The 16,147-nt window shown below is 64.4% G+C and carries 14 protein-coding genes; 5 read left to right on the top strand and 9 right to left on the bottom strand.

Going from position 1 to position 16,147, the window contains the following annotated elements:
- Position 1: 1 nt before the first annotated feature.
- The 5 genes from PLZ73_04760 to PLZ73_04740 all read right to left on the bottom strand — a co-directional run bounded on the left by PLZ73_04760 (position 2) and on the right by PLZ73_04740 (position 6,137).
- Positions 2-1,219: an outer membrane beta-barrel protein gene (locus PLZ73_04760; protein ID HOO77182.1), complete on the bottom strand. Its 1,218-nt coding sequence runs from the start codon at positions 1,217-1,219 to the stop codon at positions 2-4.
- A 28-nt stretch (positions 1,220-1,247) separates the two neighbouring features.
- Positions 1,248-2,315: a response regulator gene (locus PLZ73_04755; GenBank protein HOO77181.1), complete on the bottom strand. Its 1,068-nt coding sequence runs from the start codon at positions 2,313-2,315 to the stop codon at positions 1,248-1,250.
- Between the two features lie 2 nt (positions 2,316-2,317).
- Positions 2,318-3,307 carry a hypothetical protein gene (locus tag PLZ73_04750; GenBank protein HOO77180.1) on the bottom strand — a complete coding sequence of 330 codons (990 nt, stop codon included), beginning with the start codon at positions 3,305-3,307 and terminating at the stop codon, positions 2,318-2,320.
- 677 nt (positions 3,308-3,984) lie between these two features.
- On the bottom strand, positions 3,985-5,007 hold the full coding sequence (locus PLZ73_04745; GenBank protein HOO77179.1) for a hypothetical protein: 1,023 nt from the start codon (positions 5,005-5,007) through the stop codon (positions 3,985-3,987).
- Complete coding sequence (locus PLZ73_04740) at positions 5,004-6,137, bottom strand: hypothetical protein (GenBank protein HOO77178.1); 1,134 nt, start codon at positions 6,135-6,137, stop codon at positions 5,004-5,006. Before PLZ73_04740 ends, PLZ73_04745 begins: the two co-directional genes overlap by 4 nt.
- A 91-nt stretch (positions 6,138-6,228) precedes the next feature.
- On the opposite strand from PLZ73_04740, the gene PLZ73_04735 reads away from it, so the two are divergent.
- The 3 genes from PLZ73_04735 to PLZ73_04725 all read left to right on the top strand — a co-directional run bounded on the left by PLZ73_04735 (position 6,229) and on the right by PLZ73_04725 (position 8,860).
- Complete coding sequence (locus PLZ73_04735; protein ID HOO77177.1) at positions 6,229-7,116, top strand: diguanylate cyclase; 888 nt, start codon at positions 6,229-6,231, stop codon at positions 7,114-7,116.
- 128 nt (positions 7,117-7,244) lie between these two features.
- Entirely contained in the window at positions 7,245-8,021 is a 777-nt protein-coding gene (locus PLZ73_04730; GenBank protein HOO77176.1) for a hypothetical protein, read from the top strand.
- Positions 8,022-8,083: 62 nt separating this feature from the next.
- The gene (locus PLZ73_04725; GenBank protein ID HOO77175.1) at positions 8,084-8,860 is read left to right on the top strand and encodes a polysaccharide deacetylase family protein; all 777 of its coding nucleotides are present in this window, start codon (positions 8,084-8,086) and stop codon (positions 8,858-8,860) included.
- Between the two features lie 25 nt (positions 8,861-8,885).
- Here the strand turns inward: PLZ73_04725 and PLZ73_04720 are convergent, their stop codons facing one another.
- From PLZ73_04720 to PLZ73_04705, 4 genes are read right to left on the bottom strand one after another with little or no spacing between them, the layout of a single operon-like run.
- The gene (locus PLZ73_04720) at positions 8,886-9,350 is read right to left on the bottom strand and encodes a hypothetical protein (protein ID HOO77174.1); all 465 of its coding nucleotides are present in this window, start codon (positions 9,348-9,350) and stop codon (positions 8,886-8,888) included.
- 7 nt (positions 9,351-9,357) lie between these two features.
- The gene (floA, locus tag PLZ73_04715; GenBank protein HOO77173.1) at positions 9,358-10,362 is read right to left on the bottom strand and encodes a flotillin-like protein FloA; all 1,005 of its coding nucleotides are present in this window, start codon (positions 10,360-10,362) and stop codon (positions 9,358-9,360) included.
- Positions 10,363-10,372: 10 nt separating this feature from the next.
- On the bottom strand, positions 10,373-10,846 hold the full coding sequence (locus tag PLZ73_04710) for an NfeD family protein (protein ID HOO77172.1): 474 nt from the start codon (positions 10,844-10,846) through the stop codon (positions 10,373-10,375).
- Positions 10,843-12,270: an NfeD family protein gene (locus PLZ73_04705; GenBank protein HOO77171.1), complete on the bottom strand. Its 1,428-nt coding sequence runs from the start codon at positions 12,268-12,270 to the stop codon at positions 10,843-10,845. Before PLZ73_04705 ends, PLZ73_04710 begins: the two co-directional genes overlap by 4 nt.
- Before the next feature lie 87 nt (positions 12,271-12,357).
- Between PLZ73_04705 and PLZ73_04700 the strand changes: the two genes are divergently transcribed.
- Positions 12,358-14,133: a C1 family peptidase gene (locus PLZ73_04700; GenBank protein HOO77170.1), complete on the top strand. Its 1,776-nt coding sequence runs from the start codon at positions 12,358-12,360 to the stop codon at positions 14,131-14,133.
- Positions 14,134-14,141: 8 nt separating this feature from the next.
- The gene (locus PLZ73_04695; GenBank protein ID HOO77169.1) at positions 14,142-16,103 is read left to right on the top strand and encodes a CehA/McbA family metallohydrolase; all 1,962 of its coding nucleotides are present in this window, start codon (positions 14,142-14,144) and stop codon (positions 16,101-16,103) included.
- The last annotated feature ends 44 nt before the right edge of the window (positions 16,104-16,147 follow it).

The following is a 16,147-nucleotide window of genomic DNA, read 5'->3' as shown; positions in this document are numbered from 1 at the left end:
GTTAAAAAGTGACAGCAAACTCCAGATATGTCTGGTTTCGGAAGTAGGAGGCGTCCGGGAAATCGCTGCTGTTTTCGGTATGGCGGTAGCCGGGTTTGATGACGATATCGGCCAGGATCTCGAAAGCGGCCTCGGCTTCCAGCTTCCAGAAAGTTTCATCGGCGGAAACCGCTTCTCCGGCTACATCCAGGCTGGAAGGATAGTAGCTGAATATCCCCAGATAGGTCGCCGTCAGCTTGACTTTGGGCAGCAGCCGGTAATGAACCGTGCCCTTGACCCCGTGTTCCCAGACCCCGCGGTGGGTGATTTCGTAGGTGTCCTCGATCTTATGCCAATAACCGGCTTCCAGGTACAGTTCCGAGCTGACCATGGCTTCGCAGTCGAACTCGGCATAAGGTCCGGTCAGGTTCTGACCGGAGTCGTAATCGCGGGCCTGGTAACCTCCCCAGACCTGGAGCGTGAGCCGCTTGGCGAGGCGATAATTGACGCCGATCCGAAGCAGGTGGGAATAATAGTCGGAAGCGTCGTCTTCGTAGTCCGAGAACCGCAACGAATACGAGCCGCTCAGCCGTAGGGAAGGGTTGAGCTCATAGCGGAACGTCGCTTCTCCCACGTTGCTGACCCGGTTGAAAAAGCGGCGCATGATCGAGGTGTCGTAATAAAACCACTCGTTGTCGTATTCCAGTCCCCAGGTTATCTGCTTGGTCAACTGGTTGCCGAACCGGGCTTCGACCAGGTTGAAATTGTAGTCCGCGTTCCGTTCCTGAGGCACCACCGGCCGGCGGATATCCTGGGGGGTCTCCTTGCGGAGAAAAATGTCGTTGAGGTGGACCCAATAGCGGGGAGTGAAGAAATGGGAGAATTTCACCGCCGCGTCCTGGTCGACGTCGAGACGGTCCGCACCCGTGTAGTAATAGATGAAGGCGGGCGTGTATTCGACGAAGCAACTTGTCTGCCGACCGGGAAAATCGAGAGCCAGGGTGGGGATAACCAGGCTTTTCCAACTGCCCTCCCGAAGGTCGTCCGACTCCAGCCCGATGTTGTCGTCGTACTCCTGGACGATTCTGACGGCGGGGGCGAGGGCGTCGTCTTTGGAGAAGAAGGCCTCGAGCGCGGTCGTGAAGAAGGTGTCTTCCTCGATCACTTGGGCCGTTACCGCCCCGGGCGCGGCCAGCGCCGCCGCCAGAACCGTCGACTTCAGTACCGTCTGTGCGCGCATACCCGGTGCCCCGCCACATGGTTTCGATTCACGCGGAAGCTCCCGAAGGCGTTTCGCCGGCATCGGGAAGAGGGAGGATCGTCAGCAGTTGAGTGGTTTCCCTCTGTTCGAGGATGGAGAAATGGGCGTGGTGGCGGCGGACGATGTTCCTGACATATTCGACGAAGAGCAGGTCGTGGCGGGAGAAATCGTCTTCTCTGTCCGTCGGCTCCCCGGAAAAAGCCCGTTCCCACTCCCTTTCGAAACAGCCCGGAGCTTCGACGGCGAAGGAGACGCCGGCGGCGAGGCGGTGGATTTCCAGGCGGAGAGGCCGGTCGGCGGGAAGATGGTTGTCGATAAATCTGATCTGGTAATAGAGGGCGCGGCCCCAGCTGCGCCGATGGCAGAAAATGGGGGAGGACGTTTCGCCGGCTACTTCCACGTTTCGCGGCATCTGGGCCAGGTAGCCGCGGAGATCGCCGAGGACGGCCTCGAGCGGCTCCATTTTGGCCTCCGAGCGTTGGCCCCGGGGGTGGAAGTTGAGGGATTCGCCCAGGTCCAGGAAGAGATCCTGCAGTTCTCTGGCGGCCCGGAGGACGACCCGGGTTTGGTCGCGGAGTGAAGGTTCCAGGGCCAACACCGCCACCCCGGTGGTTACCCCGGTGAGAAAATTGGCGATATCGTGCTTGAGAACCGAGAGGATGATTTCCCGGTCCCTGAGATAGCGGGAAAGGCGGTTGTAACTGTCGACCAGCGTGCGGACTTGGATGATGAAAAAAGCCGGGGCGGTCGATTTGGAGATGAACGACTGGGCGCCGGCCTCGGTCGCCGTCCGCATGTTTTCGATCGTGGGTTCGATGCCGGTGAAAAAGGCGATGGGGACCGGATCCAGCCGCCGGAGCTTGCGCAGTTCCCGGCAGAGTTCCAAACCGGACATGGACGGCATCAGCCAATCGATCAGGAAGAGGCTGGGCGCAAGGTAATCGACCGCTTCCAGGAGTTCGGCGCCGGATTCGAAGGCCAGAACGTCGTACCATTCCCCCAGCCGCCGGGAGTAGACGGAGCGGATGTCTTCCTCGTCGTCGACGAAAACGATCGAGTGGCGCTCGTTGTCCATGTTCAGGCTCTCTCGAAACCGGCGCCGGGGAAGCGTTCCTGCAGGAAATCGGCCAGTCTCCGGGGGTCCCAGGGTTTCTGCAAAACCAGGTCGGCTCCTCCGGAGGCTTTCCCCAGCAGTTCGGTGTGCCCGGAAACGACGACGATCAGGAACCCGCGTTTCTCCGCCGGGAATTCGGAGGCGATCTCGGTCAACCACTGGCTTCCGGTTCTATTGTCGCCGCCTTTCCCCACCCGGACGAAAATATCCAAGAGCACCACCCTCAGGGTCGTGGTGTGGGCCCGGAGGAAGGCGTCGGCTTCGGCGATGGTCGACACGTGGCGGCATTTCCATCCGAAGGCTCCGAAAAAATGCATGGCCGTGGCCGCGCAGGAGATGTCGTCTTCTACGACCAGGACGTCGGTCGTCCCCGCCCGACGGGTGTGCGATTTCTGTTCCCGGGCATACTCGTCCAGGCTTCTGATCCCGGTTTTGACGTCCGCGAGCATGAGTCTCGGAATCTGCAGCAGGATGTCGAGGGGGATAAACAGCGGAGTGACGGCCATGATGACCGCCACCGCCGGGAGCATGGAAAGCGCGCCGTCCAGGCCGGCGCGCAAGTCGAACCACTCCACCCGGCCCAGCCCTCCCCAGTCCAGGAGCTCCTTTCCGGCCGAAAAAAGCAAGGCCGCCGCCACCGCCGCGATGCCGCCGGCCGCGAGCATGGAAGGGATCCAGAGCAGAACCCTGGTCATGGAGCCCCGTCCTCTTCCCACCAGGAGTACGCGCAGGACGATTCCGAAATAAGCCAGGTAGAATACGCAGCCGGTGATGATCTGTCCGGCCCGATAGTGCTTGAGCGCGTCGGGGCCGCCGGATTCCGGGGCAATCCTCCATGTCGGCAGCAGCCCCAGCAGCGCTCCCGCCCCCGCCAACAGGATGCCGGCATGAATCCAGGCCCGGGTCTGGCGTTTCGCCAGCCAGAGCGGTAACGACGCTGGTTCTTTCTTCATCGGTCTCCCGGTTTTGAATCCGAAACCTGCGCCACAAGTATAAGGGACGGAGTCCGGTAAATGCGACTAATCTCCCCGCCTCGCCCCCGAACCATTGTCACATGTAGGCATGGACGGCGGCAGAGAGCATAGCGCATGGAGCATAGGGAAAGAGAGGGTTCAGGATTCAGGGGAAGAATTCAGGAGTCAGAATTCAGTAGCCCCCCGCCTCACTCCCTGAAGATCTTTGCACCTGTACAAAGCATAGGGCATAGAGCATGGTGCATAGAGGCCCCCGAACCATTGTCACATGTAGACATGGATGGCGGCAAAGAGCATAGCGCATGGAGCATAGGGAAAGAGAGGGTTCAGGGTTCGGGGTTCAGGATTCAGGCTCCGCCGCAGTCCCCAGGGGGACATGGGGCAGAGCGCAGGGCGCAGGGCGCAGGGCGTAAAACTTCCCCAGCTCTCCCCTTCTTCATGAACTTCATGTCCTTCATGGTAAAACTAAGATTATGCAGATGGGGAAAGGGAGGAACTAAGATTACGCAGATGGGGGAATAGAAGAGGGCTCCCACTGTCTGCCGCCGGACATCTTCAGCCCGTCTTCGTCTCTTTAAAATCCTCTTGTGCCTTTTGTGGCTAACCCTCTCCCCTTCATGAACTTCATATCCTTCATGGTAATCGCTTCCGCGAGCTCAGAGCTTGCGGCTTTGATTGAGGTGGGTGCAGAGGAAAGCGGGGTAGGCCCGTTCGGGGGTTTTGACCTCCACGGGCGTTCCCCGGGCCTCGATCCGATCGCCCCGGCGGTATTCTCCCCGCAGTCCTCCGTGGTAGAGAACCAGCGCTTCGGGGACCGGGTAAGGACCGTTCACGGAAGCCCCCTGCAGGCCGAGCACGGAAGGCATATAAAAGGTGTGAGTGTCGTCGGCGACGGTCGCGGTCAGGACCGCATCGGGACCGAGCGCCTTCATCTCGAAAGCGGGAAGCGGAATTTCCCCCGGGTCCAGGTAGGAGAAGAAGGGGCAGATCAGGTTTCCCCAGTCGTCATAGAAACGGATGGCCCAGAACATTCCGTACTCCCAGACCTGGCGGTTCGGATCCCTGGTGATTTCATAGATCTGATCGACGATATGCCAGCCTTCCCGGACCGTTCCGTAAAAAACCAGGTCGAAATCGTGAGCGGTCTCCAGGTTCCCGAGGGCCATCGATCCGGTGCAGCCGATGTTGCCGACATCGATTCCCAGCATCCCCGCGATCTTACCCATGGAGTCGTCGATCTCGGGTTTCAGCCGCCTCGCCGCCGCCAGAGAGCGGCGATGGTCGACGAACCCGACCATCTCCTCCAGATCGAAGAGGCACTTATAGCGGGCGAAGACGGGTTTTCCCGCCTGGGCCTCCGGCGCCAACCGCCGGTAGATCTCGAGCTGGTCGGCGTAGTCGACCCAGGTCTCCTCGCCGTTTCCCGAGGTTTTGTGCTTGATCACGCTGGCGTAGGGAAGTCCGAATATCCGTTTGGCCCCGGCGGTGTCGGGAGCGTAGATGATGTTGCCCACCAGTTTGTCTCGGGGGTGGCAGTACCCCTCGGAGAAGATGATCAGGCCGTCGCGGCGGATAAAGAGCATGGCGTCCCGGATCGTTTCCAGTCGGTCCATGGACAGGACGAATTCGCGGAACCGGCCGTCATCGCGCACCCGGGAATAAAAGCCCGTGTCCGTCATGGGCGGTCTCCTTCGATCTTATGCACCTGGTCGAGGTTGTTGACGACGACCGCGGAAAAAGTTTCCGCCGGGGCTCGGACGCCGTTTTTCTTCCGGAACGTCCGCATCCGGCAACGGGTCCCGGTCCCTTCGACCCGGTCCCCCTTGCGCCAATCGCCCCGTTCGCCGCCGTGATAAAGGATCAACCGGGAGACTTCCCCGGCTCCGGGGCCCTCGGTACGGGTATCCTCCAAGCCGAGCACGGTGGGGTTGAAGGCGTTGTGAGTATCGTCGGCGATCCTGGCTCGGAAGGAAATCCCGCCGAGTTCCTCGCATTCGAAATCGCGCAAAGGGGCCCGTTCCGGATCGAGATAAGAAAAGAAGGGGCAGACCATGAAGCGGTCGTCTCCATGGTAGTCCCAGAACCGGATCGGCCAGAATTTGCCCGATTCGTAAACCCGCCGGCGTTCCTCCCGGTCGGTCAATCCCCGCATGAACCCGACCATCTCCGCCACCTCGTCCGCCGTGCCGTAGATGACGAAATCGAGGTCGTGCGGATCGTCGTAACACCCCAGGGAAAGCGATCCGGAGATCCCGATCCGGCGGGGATCGATTCCCAGCAGGGCGGCGGTCTGTTCGGTGACCACCCGGATGTTTTCCGCCGCCGGATCGGACTCGGAGCGTCCGATGATGGTTTGCAGGGAATGCAGGGTGGGGAAGGCTCCCTCCAGCTCGCTTACCGGGACCATCGCCTTGTAGCGGGAATAGACCTGTCGCGCCTGTCCGGCCTGGGCGGGGTCGAGGTCGATGTAGCGCCGGAGCTGGAGGGGGTAGAAGCGGTCGAGGGGGTTGGTGGCCATGATCTCCTTGGTGATGTTTTCGAAGAGGCGGCCGAAGAGGGTTTTTCGGGTGTAGGCCGGGGCCGGGGCATCGGCCGGAATCGGGGTATATACGATATGGGAAATAAGCCGCCTTTCCCGCAGCGGTTTTTCGAACTCGTGGTAGTAACCCTCGGAAAATACCAGAGTCCCATCGCGGCGGAGGAAGTAGGTGGCGTCGACGAAGTCGGACCCGGTGTCCAGAGGCGTGAAAAAATCGGAGAAATCCGGGTCCCGGCGCAAGGCGTCGACGCTTTCATGGTCGTTTATCATGGTTGTCTCCTTCCCGGAACATTTGGCACGGTAGAATATTACAGGATATACTAATGCATAAGGGATAGCAACCGCCCGACGACACCTCCCGATGAAGCCGAAAAAAATGATATTGGCCGTGGACGACGACCGCGCCGTTCTGACCGCGGTCCGCTTCGTCCTGGAGGAGGAAGGGTACGAGGTGATCACGGCCGAGAGCGCGCCGGAAGCGCTGCGGTTCCTGGATTCCGAGGTCGTGCCCGCCCTGATCATCTCCGATATCCGCATGCCCGGCCTCGACGGGTTCGAGTTCTGCCGCCGGGTCCGGTCGCTTCCGGGCAACGAGCTGATGCCCTTCATCTTCCTGACCGGGGAAACGTCGGTTTCGTCCCGTGTCAACGGTCTCTCCAGCGGCGCCAACGCCTACCTGGTCAAACCCTTCAACCCCGTGGAGCTGGCCGCCACCGCCCATGCCACCCTGGAACGGCACCAGGCCTACGAGGAGCGGGCGGTGAGGGATCCCCTCACCGGTCTGCTCAACCGGCGGGGGCTGGCTCAGGTTCTCAAATCCGAATTCTCCCGTTCCAGCCGCTACAGCCGGCCCTTTTCGGTCGCCATGGCCGATATCGACCGGTTCAAAGCCCTGAACGACACGTTCGGTCACCTGGCCGGCGACCGGGTCCTGGCCGGGGTCGCCGGGATCCTGGCCGGAAAGACCCGGGAACAGGACACGGTCGGCCGCTACGGGGGGGAGGAATTCCTGATCCTGCTCCCGGAAAGCCCCCTGGACCGGGCGGTCATACTCCTGGAACGGCTGCGGAGCCTGGTGGCCGCGGCCTATTGGGAGGTCGATCCCGGATGTCGCCTGACCGCGACCATCAGCCTGGGCGCGGTCCAACTGAGGGAGGACGACCGCGTCCCCGAGGAAGTGATCCGGCGCGCCGACGACGCCCTCTACCGGGCCAAGGGCGAGGGGAGAAACCGGGTGGTCCGCGGTTAGCCTACCGCCCCGGCCGCCGCGGGGTCCCGGTGATTTTTTCGCGCGGCCGATGAATATCGGCCGATCGATTGCGTCCAATTCGATACGAACGGCCGAGTCCGGCCGCAACCAGCTACCAGGAGCCTGCAATGAAAACAAGACTGCAATTTCGGTTTCGGCGAGGGAGTTTCCCGGCCGCGGTCCTGGCTCTCGCGATCGGCGGGGGCTGCGCTTCCTACCAGGAACAGGCCCGGAAAGACGCCCTGGTCACGATCGAGCGCGATACCGGGCTGAAGACAACCGAGGTTCCGGGGACCGAGGGTTCCTACCTGGGGAAAATCCACCGGGGCTATCGGGTTCTGTATACCGGCAAAGCCGGGGATGTCTGGGGCCGCTACGCCGCTCGGTTGACCATGGGAGAGATCGGGCGCGAAGTCGGTGGAGTGGCCGCCTTCCTGACCGGGAGCTACGAGTACGGGCCGGGGGCGGCGGGGAGCCCCCTCGACCGGCTTCTGGCCGAAGCCATCGGGCAACCGCTCTCCGTCACCATGATCCTGGTCCACGGCAAGGCCGGCGCGCCCCGCCTCGACATCCTCAGCGACTACGCCAATATCGAGCCCGACGATCCCCAGCCGCAGGTCGCCCGGATCGGGTGGGGCGCGGGGAGCCTTTATTCGTCGGACCGGGCGTTCGCCGACCGCGTACTGGCCGACGCTCCCCTGATCGAGCGTTTGGGCGACCTGCGCGGGGCTTATATCCGGGTCGACGGCGAAGCGGTTTCTCTTTTCTGGGCCGGCCAGGAAACCGACTTCAGCTCCATGATCAACGATCACGGCGGCTACTCCGAGATGCTCAACGCCTTCCTCGACGACCTGGCCGACCTCGCCGACGACATTCCCGCGCGCCCGGCGGGCGCCCCCGGCTGAAACGCGGGGGATGCGCGGCGTGGTCGATTGCGCCCGGCATTCCGGTCGCCTATAATGTGCGCATGATCGTTCCCGTCCTCATGTACCATTCCGTCAGCCGCCCCGGAACGCCGGACCTGCGCCCTCCCGGCTACTGGACGACGCCGGAAATCTTCGAAGCCCATCTTGAGGCGCTCTCTTCCGCCGGTGCCGCCGCCGTGGGGCTGTCCGACCTCCTCTGCTTCCATCGGGGGGAGAAAACCCTGCCTCCGCGTCCGGTGGTGATCACCTTCGACGACGGGTATCTTAATAACTTTCAAGAAGCGCTGCCGCGCCTGGTACGGCGGGGCTTGACCGCCGTTTTCTTCGTCACGGCTTCCGCCGTGGGGGAACCGATGATGATGGGGCTGCCGGAGCTGGCCGAGCTCAGGAAAGCCGGAATGGAAATCGGGTCGCATGGGATGTCCCATGTTCTCTACAGCGGTTTGCCGCGAACCCGGTTGGAGTGGGAGTTGCGCGAATCCCGGCGGGTCCTGGAAGCCGGGCTGGGGGCGCCGGTGGACTTTTTCTCTCTCCCCCGCGGCTATCTTCCCCGGTGCCTGCCCCGTCTCGCTCGGGAGGCGGGGTACCGGGGAATGTGCGTCTCCCGCCCGGGGAGGAACCGGGCCGCCACCGACCCTTTCCTCTGGCGCCGGCTCACGGTCCGCTGCGGGGACGGTCCGGAGCTGCTGGCCGGACTCTGGGGCCGGTGGGGCGCCGGTTACCTCCGCTGGTACCTGCGGGAGAAGGTCAGAACCCTGGCCCGCCGCCGGTTCGCGCTGTTACGGCCGCCGGCGCCGGACGTTTCCCCCGGGATCTGAAACCGCCGGTTCCAGCCGCCGCGGTTCAGAGTCGATGGCTCAGCCCCGGCGGGGTTTTGAGGATCTCGGAAAAGATGACCCCCTGAATCAGGGGGTCGTCGGAAAAGACCAGGTCCGGGCGCCGCGGCGGTTCCGGTTCGGAGGGGAAGGAGACCGTCGGGGCCGGCGCCCGCTCCGGTTTCACCGGCGCGGGCGCCGGAGCTTTCCGCGGAACCGGTTTCGCCCGGGGAGGCGGCTCCGGTTCCGGTCTCCCGAAGGCCTCGAAACTTTCGTTCCGGAAGCCCGGCGCGGGGAAGGGGGGCCGGGGGGGGCGCCGGCTCCGGAAGAGGTCGTTGAAGGAGAGTTCCCCGGCGCCCACCCCGTCTTCGGAATCGGCGTCTTCCGGTTTCATCGTCTCCTTCAGGCGCCGCCGGGACTTGGCCGAGAACTCCAGGGTAAGGATCAGGAACAGGACCGGCAGGATGACGGAAAGGATGGCGTCCATCCCCATGGCCGGCTCAGCCTTCCTTCTTGGGGGTTTTCGCCGCCGACCCGGAGATGGAGTCGCGCATCCCGGTATCGGCCTGGATGTTCTTCATCCGGTAATAGTCCATGATCCCCAGGTTCCCGCTCCGGAAGGCTTCGGCCATGGCCCGGGGTACTTCCGCCTCGGCTTCGACCACCTTGGCCCGCATCTCCTGGGTGCGCGCCCTCATTTCCTGTTCCTGGGCCACCGCCATCGCCCGCCGTTCCTCGGCCTTGGCTTTGGCGATCTGCAGGTCGGCCTGGGCCTGATGCTGCTGCAGCTCGGCGCCGACGTTTTTACCCACGTCGACGTCGGCGATATCGATGGAGAGGATCTCGTAGGCGGTGCCCGCGTCCAGCCCCTTAGCCAGGACCCGTTCGGAGATCATGTCCGGGTTTTCCAGGACTTTCTTGTAGGTTTCGGCCGAGCCGATCGAAGTGACGATGCCTTCTCCGACGCGGGCGATGATGGTCTCGTCGGTCGCCCCTCCCACCAGGCGCTCGATGTTGGCCCGGATCGTCACCCGGGCCCGGGCCATGAGCTGAATCCCGTCCATGGCCACGGCGTCGATGGTGCCTTTCCCCTTTTCGGGGTTGGGACAGTCGATCACCCGGGGGTTGACGCTGGTTTTGACCGCCTCCTCGATGTCCCTCCCGGCGAGATCGATGGCGCAGGCCTTTTCGAAGGTGAGCGGGATTCCGGCCTTGTCCGCCGCGATCAGGGCCCGGATGACCTTGGCCACGTTGCCTCCCGCCAGGTAGTGGGCTTCGAGATCGTTGGTGGCGACCTGCAGGCCGGCCTTGGTGGCCATGATCTTGGCATCGACGATGATCACGGGACGGATCCCCCGCAGTTTCATCCCCACCAGGTTGAAGAGCCCGACGTAGGCGCCGGCGGCGACGGCCCGGATCCAGACCTTGAAGAAGTAGAGAAACGTTCCCAGCATGACGACGATGATGACGAAAACCGCCAGCCAGATGAATTTCGCTATATCCATGAGTCCCCCCTTATCCGGTTACGAGTTCGGTCGATACTACCACAATCCGGTTTCCTTCCACCGATTTGACGGCGATTTCGGTGCCGCGGGCCAAGTACTCGCCCTCCGTAACCACGTCGATACGGCGCCCCTCGATTTCGGCGATCCCCGCCGGCCGCAGGTCCGTTACCGCCTTTCCCGCCTTCCCCGCCAACCCGTCCATGCTGCGGTCGGCGCCCGAATACCCGCGTTCCGATGCGTGAAGGAAGAGCTTCCGCCCCAGCGGCGTCCGGGCGACCGTCCGGATCGCGACCAGCACCGAGATCAGGGCCGAGCCCAGGGCCACCAGGAGCCAGACGGGTCCGAAGTCGGTATTCCGGAACGCGAGCACGACCGATCCGGCCAGCGCCAGGGCGCCCAGGGTCCCGACCACGCCGCCGGGCACGAATACCTCCAGGCAGATCAGGATCAGCCCCAGGACCAACAGCGCGACCATGGCGGTCATCGGGTTCTCTCCTCTTCCCCCGCCGGGGAAAGTTCTTTCCTCTCTTTCCGGACCACCACCCGGTTCCCGGAGACCTTGACCACCTCGACGTCCTCGCCTGCGGGAAGGGCGTCCCCCTGGCTGACGACGTCGAGGCGTTTCCCCCGGAAGAGCGCTATTCCGGCCGGGCGCAGTTTGGTCACGGTTACCCCCCTCAAGCCGGGGACGATACCGGCGTTCTCGGCCGAGGCCTTATAACCGCTTTCACGGTTGTCCAGGACCAGACGCCGCGCCAGCGGCGATCTCCGCCGGACCAGGAGACGGGAGGCGCCGGCGGCGAGGATGAAAACGCCGGCCATGGCCATGCCCATGGTCTCCAGGGCGTCGGTATAATCGAGGTTGAGTCCGCTTCCCGGGCGGATGAGGGGACCGCGGGCCATGGCCGCGATCAACCCCCCCAGGATCAGGCCGATCCCCGCCGCCCCCATGAAGCCGAAGCCGGGGGTGACGAAAAGCTCGACCGCCAGGAGAACCAGGCCGGCTCCGAAGACGACCACTTCCTCGAAACCGGCCAGTCCGGCGATATAATGGCCGAAGAAGAAAAGCCCCAGCAGGGCCAGGCCCGTCACGCCGAAAAACCCGAAGCCCGGGGTCTTGAATTCCAGGTAGAGACCGCCCAATCCTCCCAGGAGAAGAACGACGGAGACGGCGGACGAGGTGAGGAACCGGGCCAGCTTTTCGGCCGGTGAGGGTTCGACCCTGACGATTTCGGCGTTCGCGGCTCCTTCGCCCTCCAGGAGCCGGCCGATATCCGCGACCGTGCCCCGGGAAAGAGCGATCCCCGGGCGTTCGGCCTCGACGTTGGTCAGGGTCAGGAGTTTGCCCTTTTCGATGATGAACCCGCCCGGTTTCTCGGGGTCGGGGATTTCCACGTCCCGGTCGACCATGGCCCGCACGATCTCCACCGGGTGTCCCTTGGCGGCGGCGGTGGAGGCGATGGTGGCGGCGAGAGCGGAGGTCATCTTCTCCTCCACCGCCGCCGGCAGTTCCTGGGCTCCGGAGAGGGGGCCGGAGGCGATGGGGGTGGCGGCGCCGATGGCGCTGCGCGGGGCCATGAAGATCCGATCGGTGGCGACGGCGATATAGGCGCCGGCGGACATGGCCCAGGTGTTGACGAAGGTAAGGGTGGGAATGGGGGTTTCGGAGAGGATCTTCATGATCTCGGTGGTGGCGTCCACCCTTCCCCCGGGAGTGTCCATGTCGACGACGATCAGGGAAGCCCCGTTCCCTTCGGCTTCCCGCACCCCCCGGGCGACCTGGTGGACCAGGCCCCACTCGATCTCTCCCTGAACGGGGATAACATACACGGGACCGGGCGCCGGAAGTTCTTCTCCTTCCGGCGGTCCTGAGAGCAGGATCGCGAGAACGCTGAGCAGGGTCTTCATCGGTCGTTGCCGTCCGGCAAATACTGGATTTAAAGCATACCATGATGTAAGCTTAATCAAAACCGCAATAAAAACCGGGAGGATTGGATGAAGACCCTGTGCCTGTTGCTGCTGTTGTCGGTTCCGGCCCTGTCCCCGGCCGCTTCGCCGGAAAGAGAGATCCTGCCCTTCGAACCCGGCGACACTCTCGAGGAGGTGCGCTACAAGATCGACCACAACGGCTACGAGTTCGAGGTCGCCGAGAACTGGGTCACCCGGCTCTCCGCCGAGGAACGCCAGCGCCTGCTCTCCCGTCACGCGCCCCTCGAGCCCAGGGCCAAAACCGCCTCCGACGAGATCGGGCCCCTGGCCGACCTCCTCGGCCGGCAGGCGCTGCCCACCAGCTTCGACTGGCGCAGCACCGGCGGGCGCAACTACGTCAACCCCATCCGGGACCAGGGGTATTGCGGCTCCTGTTACGCCTTCGGCGCCGCCGCCTCCGCCGAAGGATCCTACAACGTCGCCAACGATCTCTACGGCGGCAGCCGGGCCCAGTTTTCCGAGGCCTTCATCGCCTTCTGCCTCGACGACCACTACAGCGGGTTCGACGGCTGCGACGGGTCCGACTACGACTACGACGAACTGACCGCCCTGGTCGCCTACGGGGTCTGTTCCCTGGCCGCGTACCCCTATCCCAGCAGCGCCTACGACTACGGGATTTCCCCGCCCTGTCCTTTCGGCACCTACCCCGCGACCACCAGGATACAATCCTGGCACCGCATCCCCTGCAACGACATCGACGCCATCAAGACCGCCATCTACAACTACGGTCCGGTCGATGCCTCGGTCAATGCCGGGACCGCTTTCGAAGGGTACTCCGGGGGGGTCTACTCCGACAGCGCCACCACCTGTTCGGCCTCTCCCTGTTACTACAGCACCACCAACCACGTCATCTGCCTGGTGGGCTGGGTCGATACCGGCCCCGGCACCGGGTATTGGATTCTGCGCAACTCCTGGGGCACCAGCTGGGGGGAGAGCGGTTACATGCGCATCAGCTACTACGCCGCCCGCGTCGCCTGCGAGGCCTGCTACCTGGTCTCCTCCGGGGGCGGTTCGTCCGGGGACAACCCTATCCTCGCCGGGGGCGATTACAACGGCGACGGCCGCTCCGATATCGCCGTTTTCCGCCCCTCCACCGGGCAGTGGCTGATCCGGGGGAGGACCAAGTTCTATTTCGGCCAGACCGGCGACGTCGCCGCTCCCGGCGACTATGACGGCGACGGCACCACCAATCCCGGTCTTTTCCGGGGCTCGGCCGGGAAGTGGCTCTACCGCGACGGCGCCACCATCTACCAGGTTTATTACGGGCAGGACGGCGACATTCCCGCTCCCGGCTACTGGCACGGGAACACCGACGATTGCTGGGTCGCTCTTTTCCGCCCCTCCAACGGCAAGTGGTTCGTCTACGGCATCACCCAGTTCTTCTACGGGAACTCCTCGGACATCCCCGTCCCCGGCGACTATAACGGGAACGGGACCACCGACCCCGCCGTCTTCCGTTCCACCGGGCAGTGGCTGGTGCGCAACCGCACCCGCTTCTATTACGGGGCCTCCGGGGATACTCCGGTGGTGGCCGATTTCTGGTACGGCGGCGCCGACAACCCCGGGATCTTCCGTTCCTCCACCGGCCAGTGGCAGATCCGCGGCTACACCCGCGCCTACTACGGGACCGACGGGGACGTCCCGGTCCCGGCCAACTACGGGACCATCGCCGCCCGGAAGGACGACATCGCCGTCTTCCGTCCCTCCAGCGGGCAATGGCTGGCCAAGGGAGTCACCCGGGCCTACTACGGGAGCAACGGGGACGTCCCCGTGACCCGGTGAGGGAGAATATGCCGGCGCGCCGCCGGAGATCGCTTCCGGTCCGGTTTCTGGCCGCGGCGGCGATGTGCGGCGCTTTGGCCGCGGCGTGTTCGGAAGAAGAGGAGCCCGCCTTCAACCCGCGCGGGCCCGAAGAAAAGCCCTGGCTCCCGGAGATCGTCCCTTACCTGGACTCCCGGCCCTCTCCCCGCGACCGCGAAGGGAAGGCGTCGGTCGAGCCCCGGGGGCCCTTCCCGGTCGGGTCGGAGCACGATTTCAGGGTCACCGCCACCGTCGGGCCCGGGGGCATCGATCCGGGAGGGTTCATCGTCTTCCAGATTTCTCCCTGGTGGGGCTGGTCTCCCCCCCAGGCCCGGGAGCCCGGGGCTCCGGGTTTCGTCGAGGTATCCGCTTCCTTTTCCTCCCCGCCGCTGCGGACGGCGGTCCTCCCGCTCAACCGGGTCCTGGTCTGCTCCCCCGGCGCGTCGATTCCGGGAGGAGGGACGGTCACCCTCGATTACCGCCGGGTCCGGGTAGACCGTTTCGCCGAGGCGGCCGAGCTGTTCCAGGTCTTTGTCGACGCCGACGGCGACGGGCACTCGGCTCCGCTCGAGCCCTCGCCGGCGGTGGCGATCTCGGCCCGGGACCCGGTTCGGCTTCAGGTCCACTCCCCTTCGATCGTCGTTCCCGGAAAAGAGCTGGAGGTCGTCGGCTGCGGCCTCGACCCGGCCGGGAACTGGGGGCGCCTGCCCCCCGGTTCCTACGAACTGACCGTGGTTCAAGACGGCCGCGAGGCCGGCCGCCTGCTCCGGGACCTGGTCGAGGAGGCGGAGAGCGTCAGGTTCGCATGGATTCCCGCCGCCGCCGGGATCTATTTTTTCCGTATTTCCGGCCCCGGCGACCTGGAAGGGACCGGTAACGTCACCTGGTGCCGTCCCGGAAGTTCCGCCCTGAACCTGTATTTCGGGGATATCCACGGGCATACCCGGGTCTCGGACGGGACCGGCACCCCCGAAGATTTCTACCGGTTCGCCCGGATCGTTTCCGGACTGGACATCGCCGCCGTTACCGATCACTGCGACTACGGGACCATCCGCTTCCCCGGGGAGCCCTGGCAACGCAACTGCGCGGCCGCCCGGGAGGCCTACCGCCCCGGGTCCTTCGTCACCCTGGCCGGTTACGAGTGGACCAACTGGAACTACGGGCACCGCAACGTCTATTTCCGCGATGGCGACGGGCCCGTCTTCACCTCCCTCGACCCCGCCAGCGATACGCCCCCGGAACTGTGGGAACTGCTGAAGCCTTACCCGGCCATGACCGTGGCCCACCATCCCGGGGGAGGGCCCGTTCCCGAGGATTGGAGTATCCCCCCTCCGGCGATGGAGCCTTTGGTGGAAGTCTGCTCCATTCACGGATCTTCGGAATATTACGGCTGCGAAAAGGCCATCTACCACCCGGTCAAGGGAGCCTTTGTCCGGGACGCTCTCGAGCGCGGATATCGGCTGGGGATGATCGGCGGCGGCGACACGCATGACGGCCATCCCGGCCGCCGCAGCGTCGGCGCCCTCGTGACCGGGATCATGGGGGTCTGGGCGAAGGACCTGACCCGGGAATCTGTGTGGGAAGCTCTCCAGGCGCGCCGGGTCTACGCCACCAGCGGTCCCAAGATCATCCTCAATTTCCGGGCGGCCGATTCCCCCATGGGCTCGGAAACTTCATGGTCCGCCGCTTCGGGTCCGCTGCCGTTGTCCTACCAGGTTATTGCCTGCGCTCCGCTGGCCCGGGTCGAAATCGTCCGCGCCGGAGACGTGGTTTTCCGGGAACCCGGAGAAGGAGTGACGGCCCGGGGGTTGCTGGAAGATCCGAACCCCGTCGCCGGCGAAACCTGGTATTACCTCAAGGCCGTTCAGGAGGACGGGGAGATGGCGTGGTCAAGCCCGATCTGGGTAAAACTCGACCGAGGGAACGCCCCGGTCCCGTCTCTTTCTCCCTGAACGGGCCCGGGCGGGGAGTCCGGATACGCCGCCGCCCCGGCCCG

This window comes from bacterium, from assembly GCA_035380285.1.
GTDB lineage: Bacteria > Auribacterota > Erginobacteria > Erginobacterales > DAOSXE01 > DAOSXE01.
The sequence above is the reverse complement of the archived record's forward strand: the minus strand, read 5'-3'. Positions and strand labels throughout refer to the sequence as shown.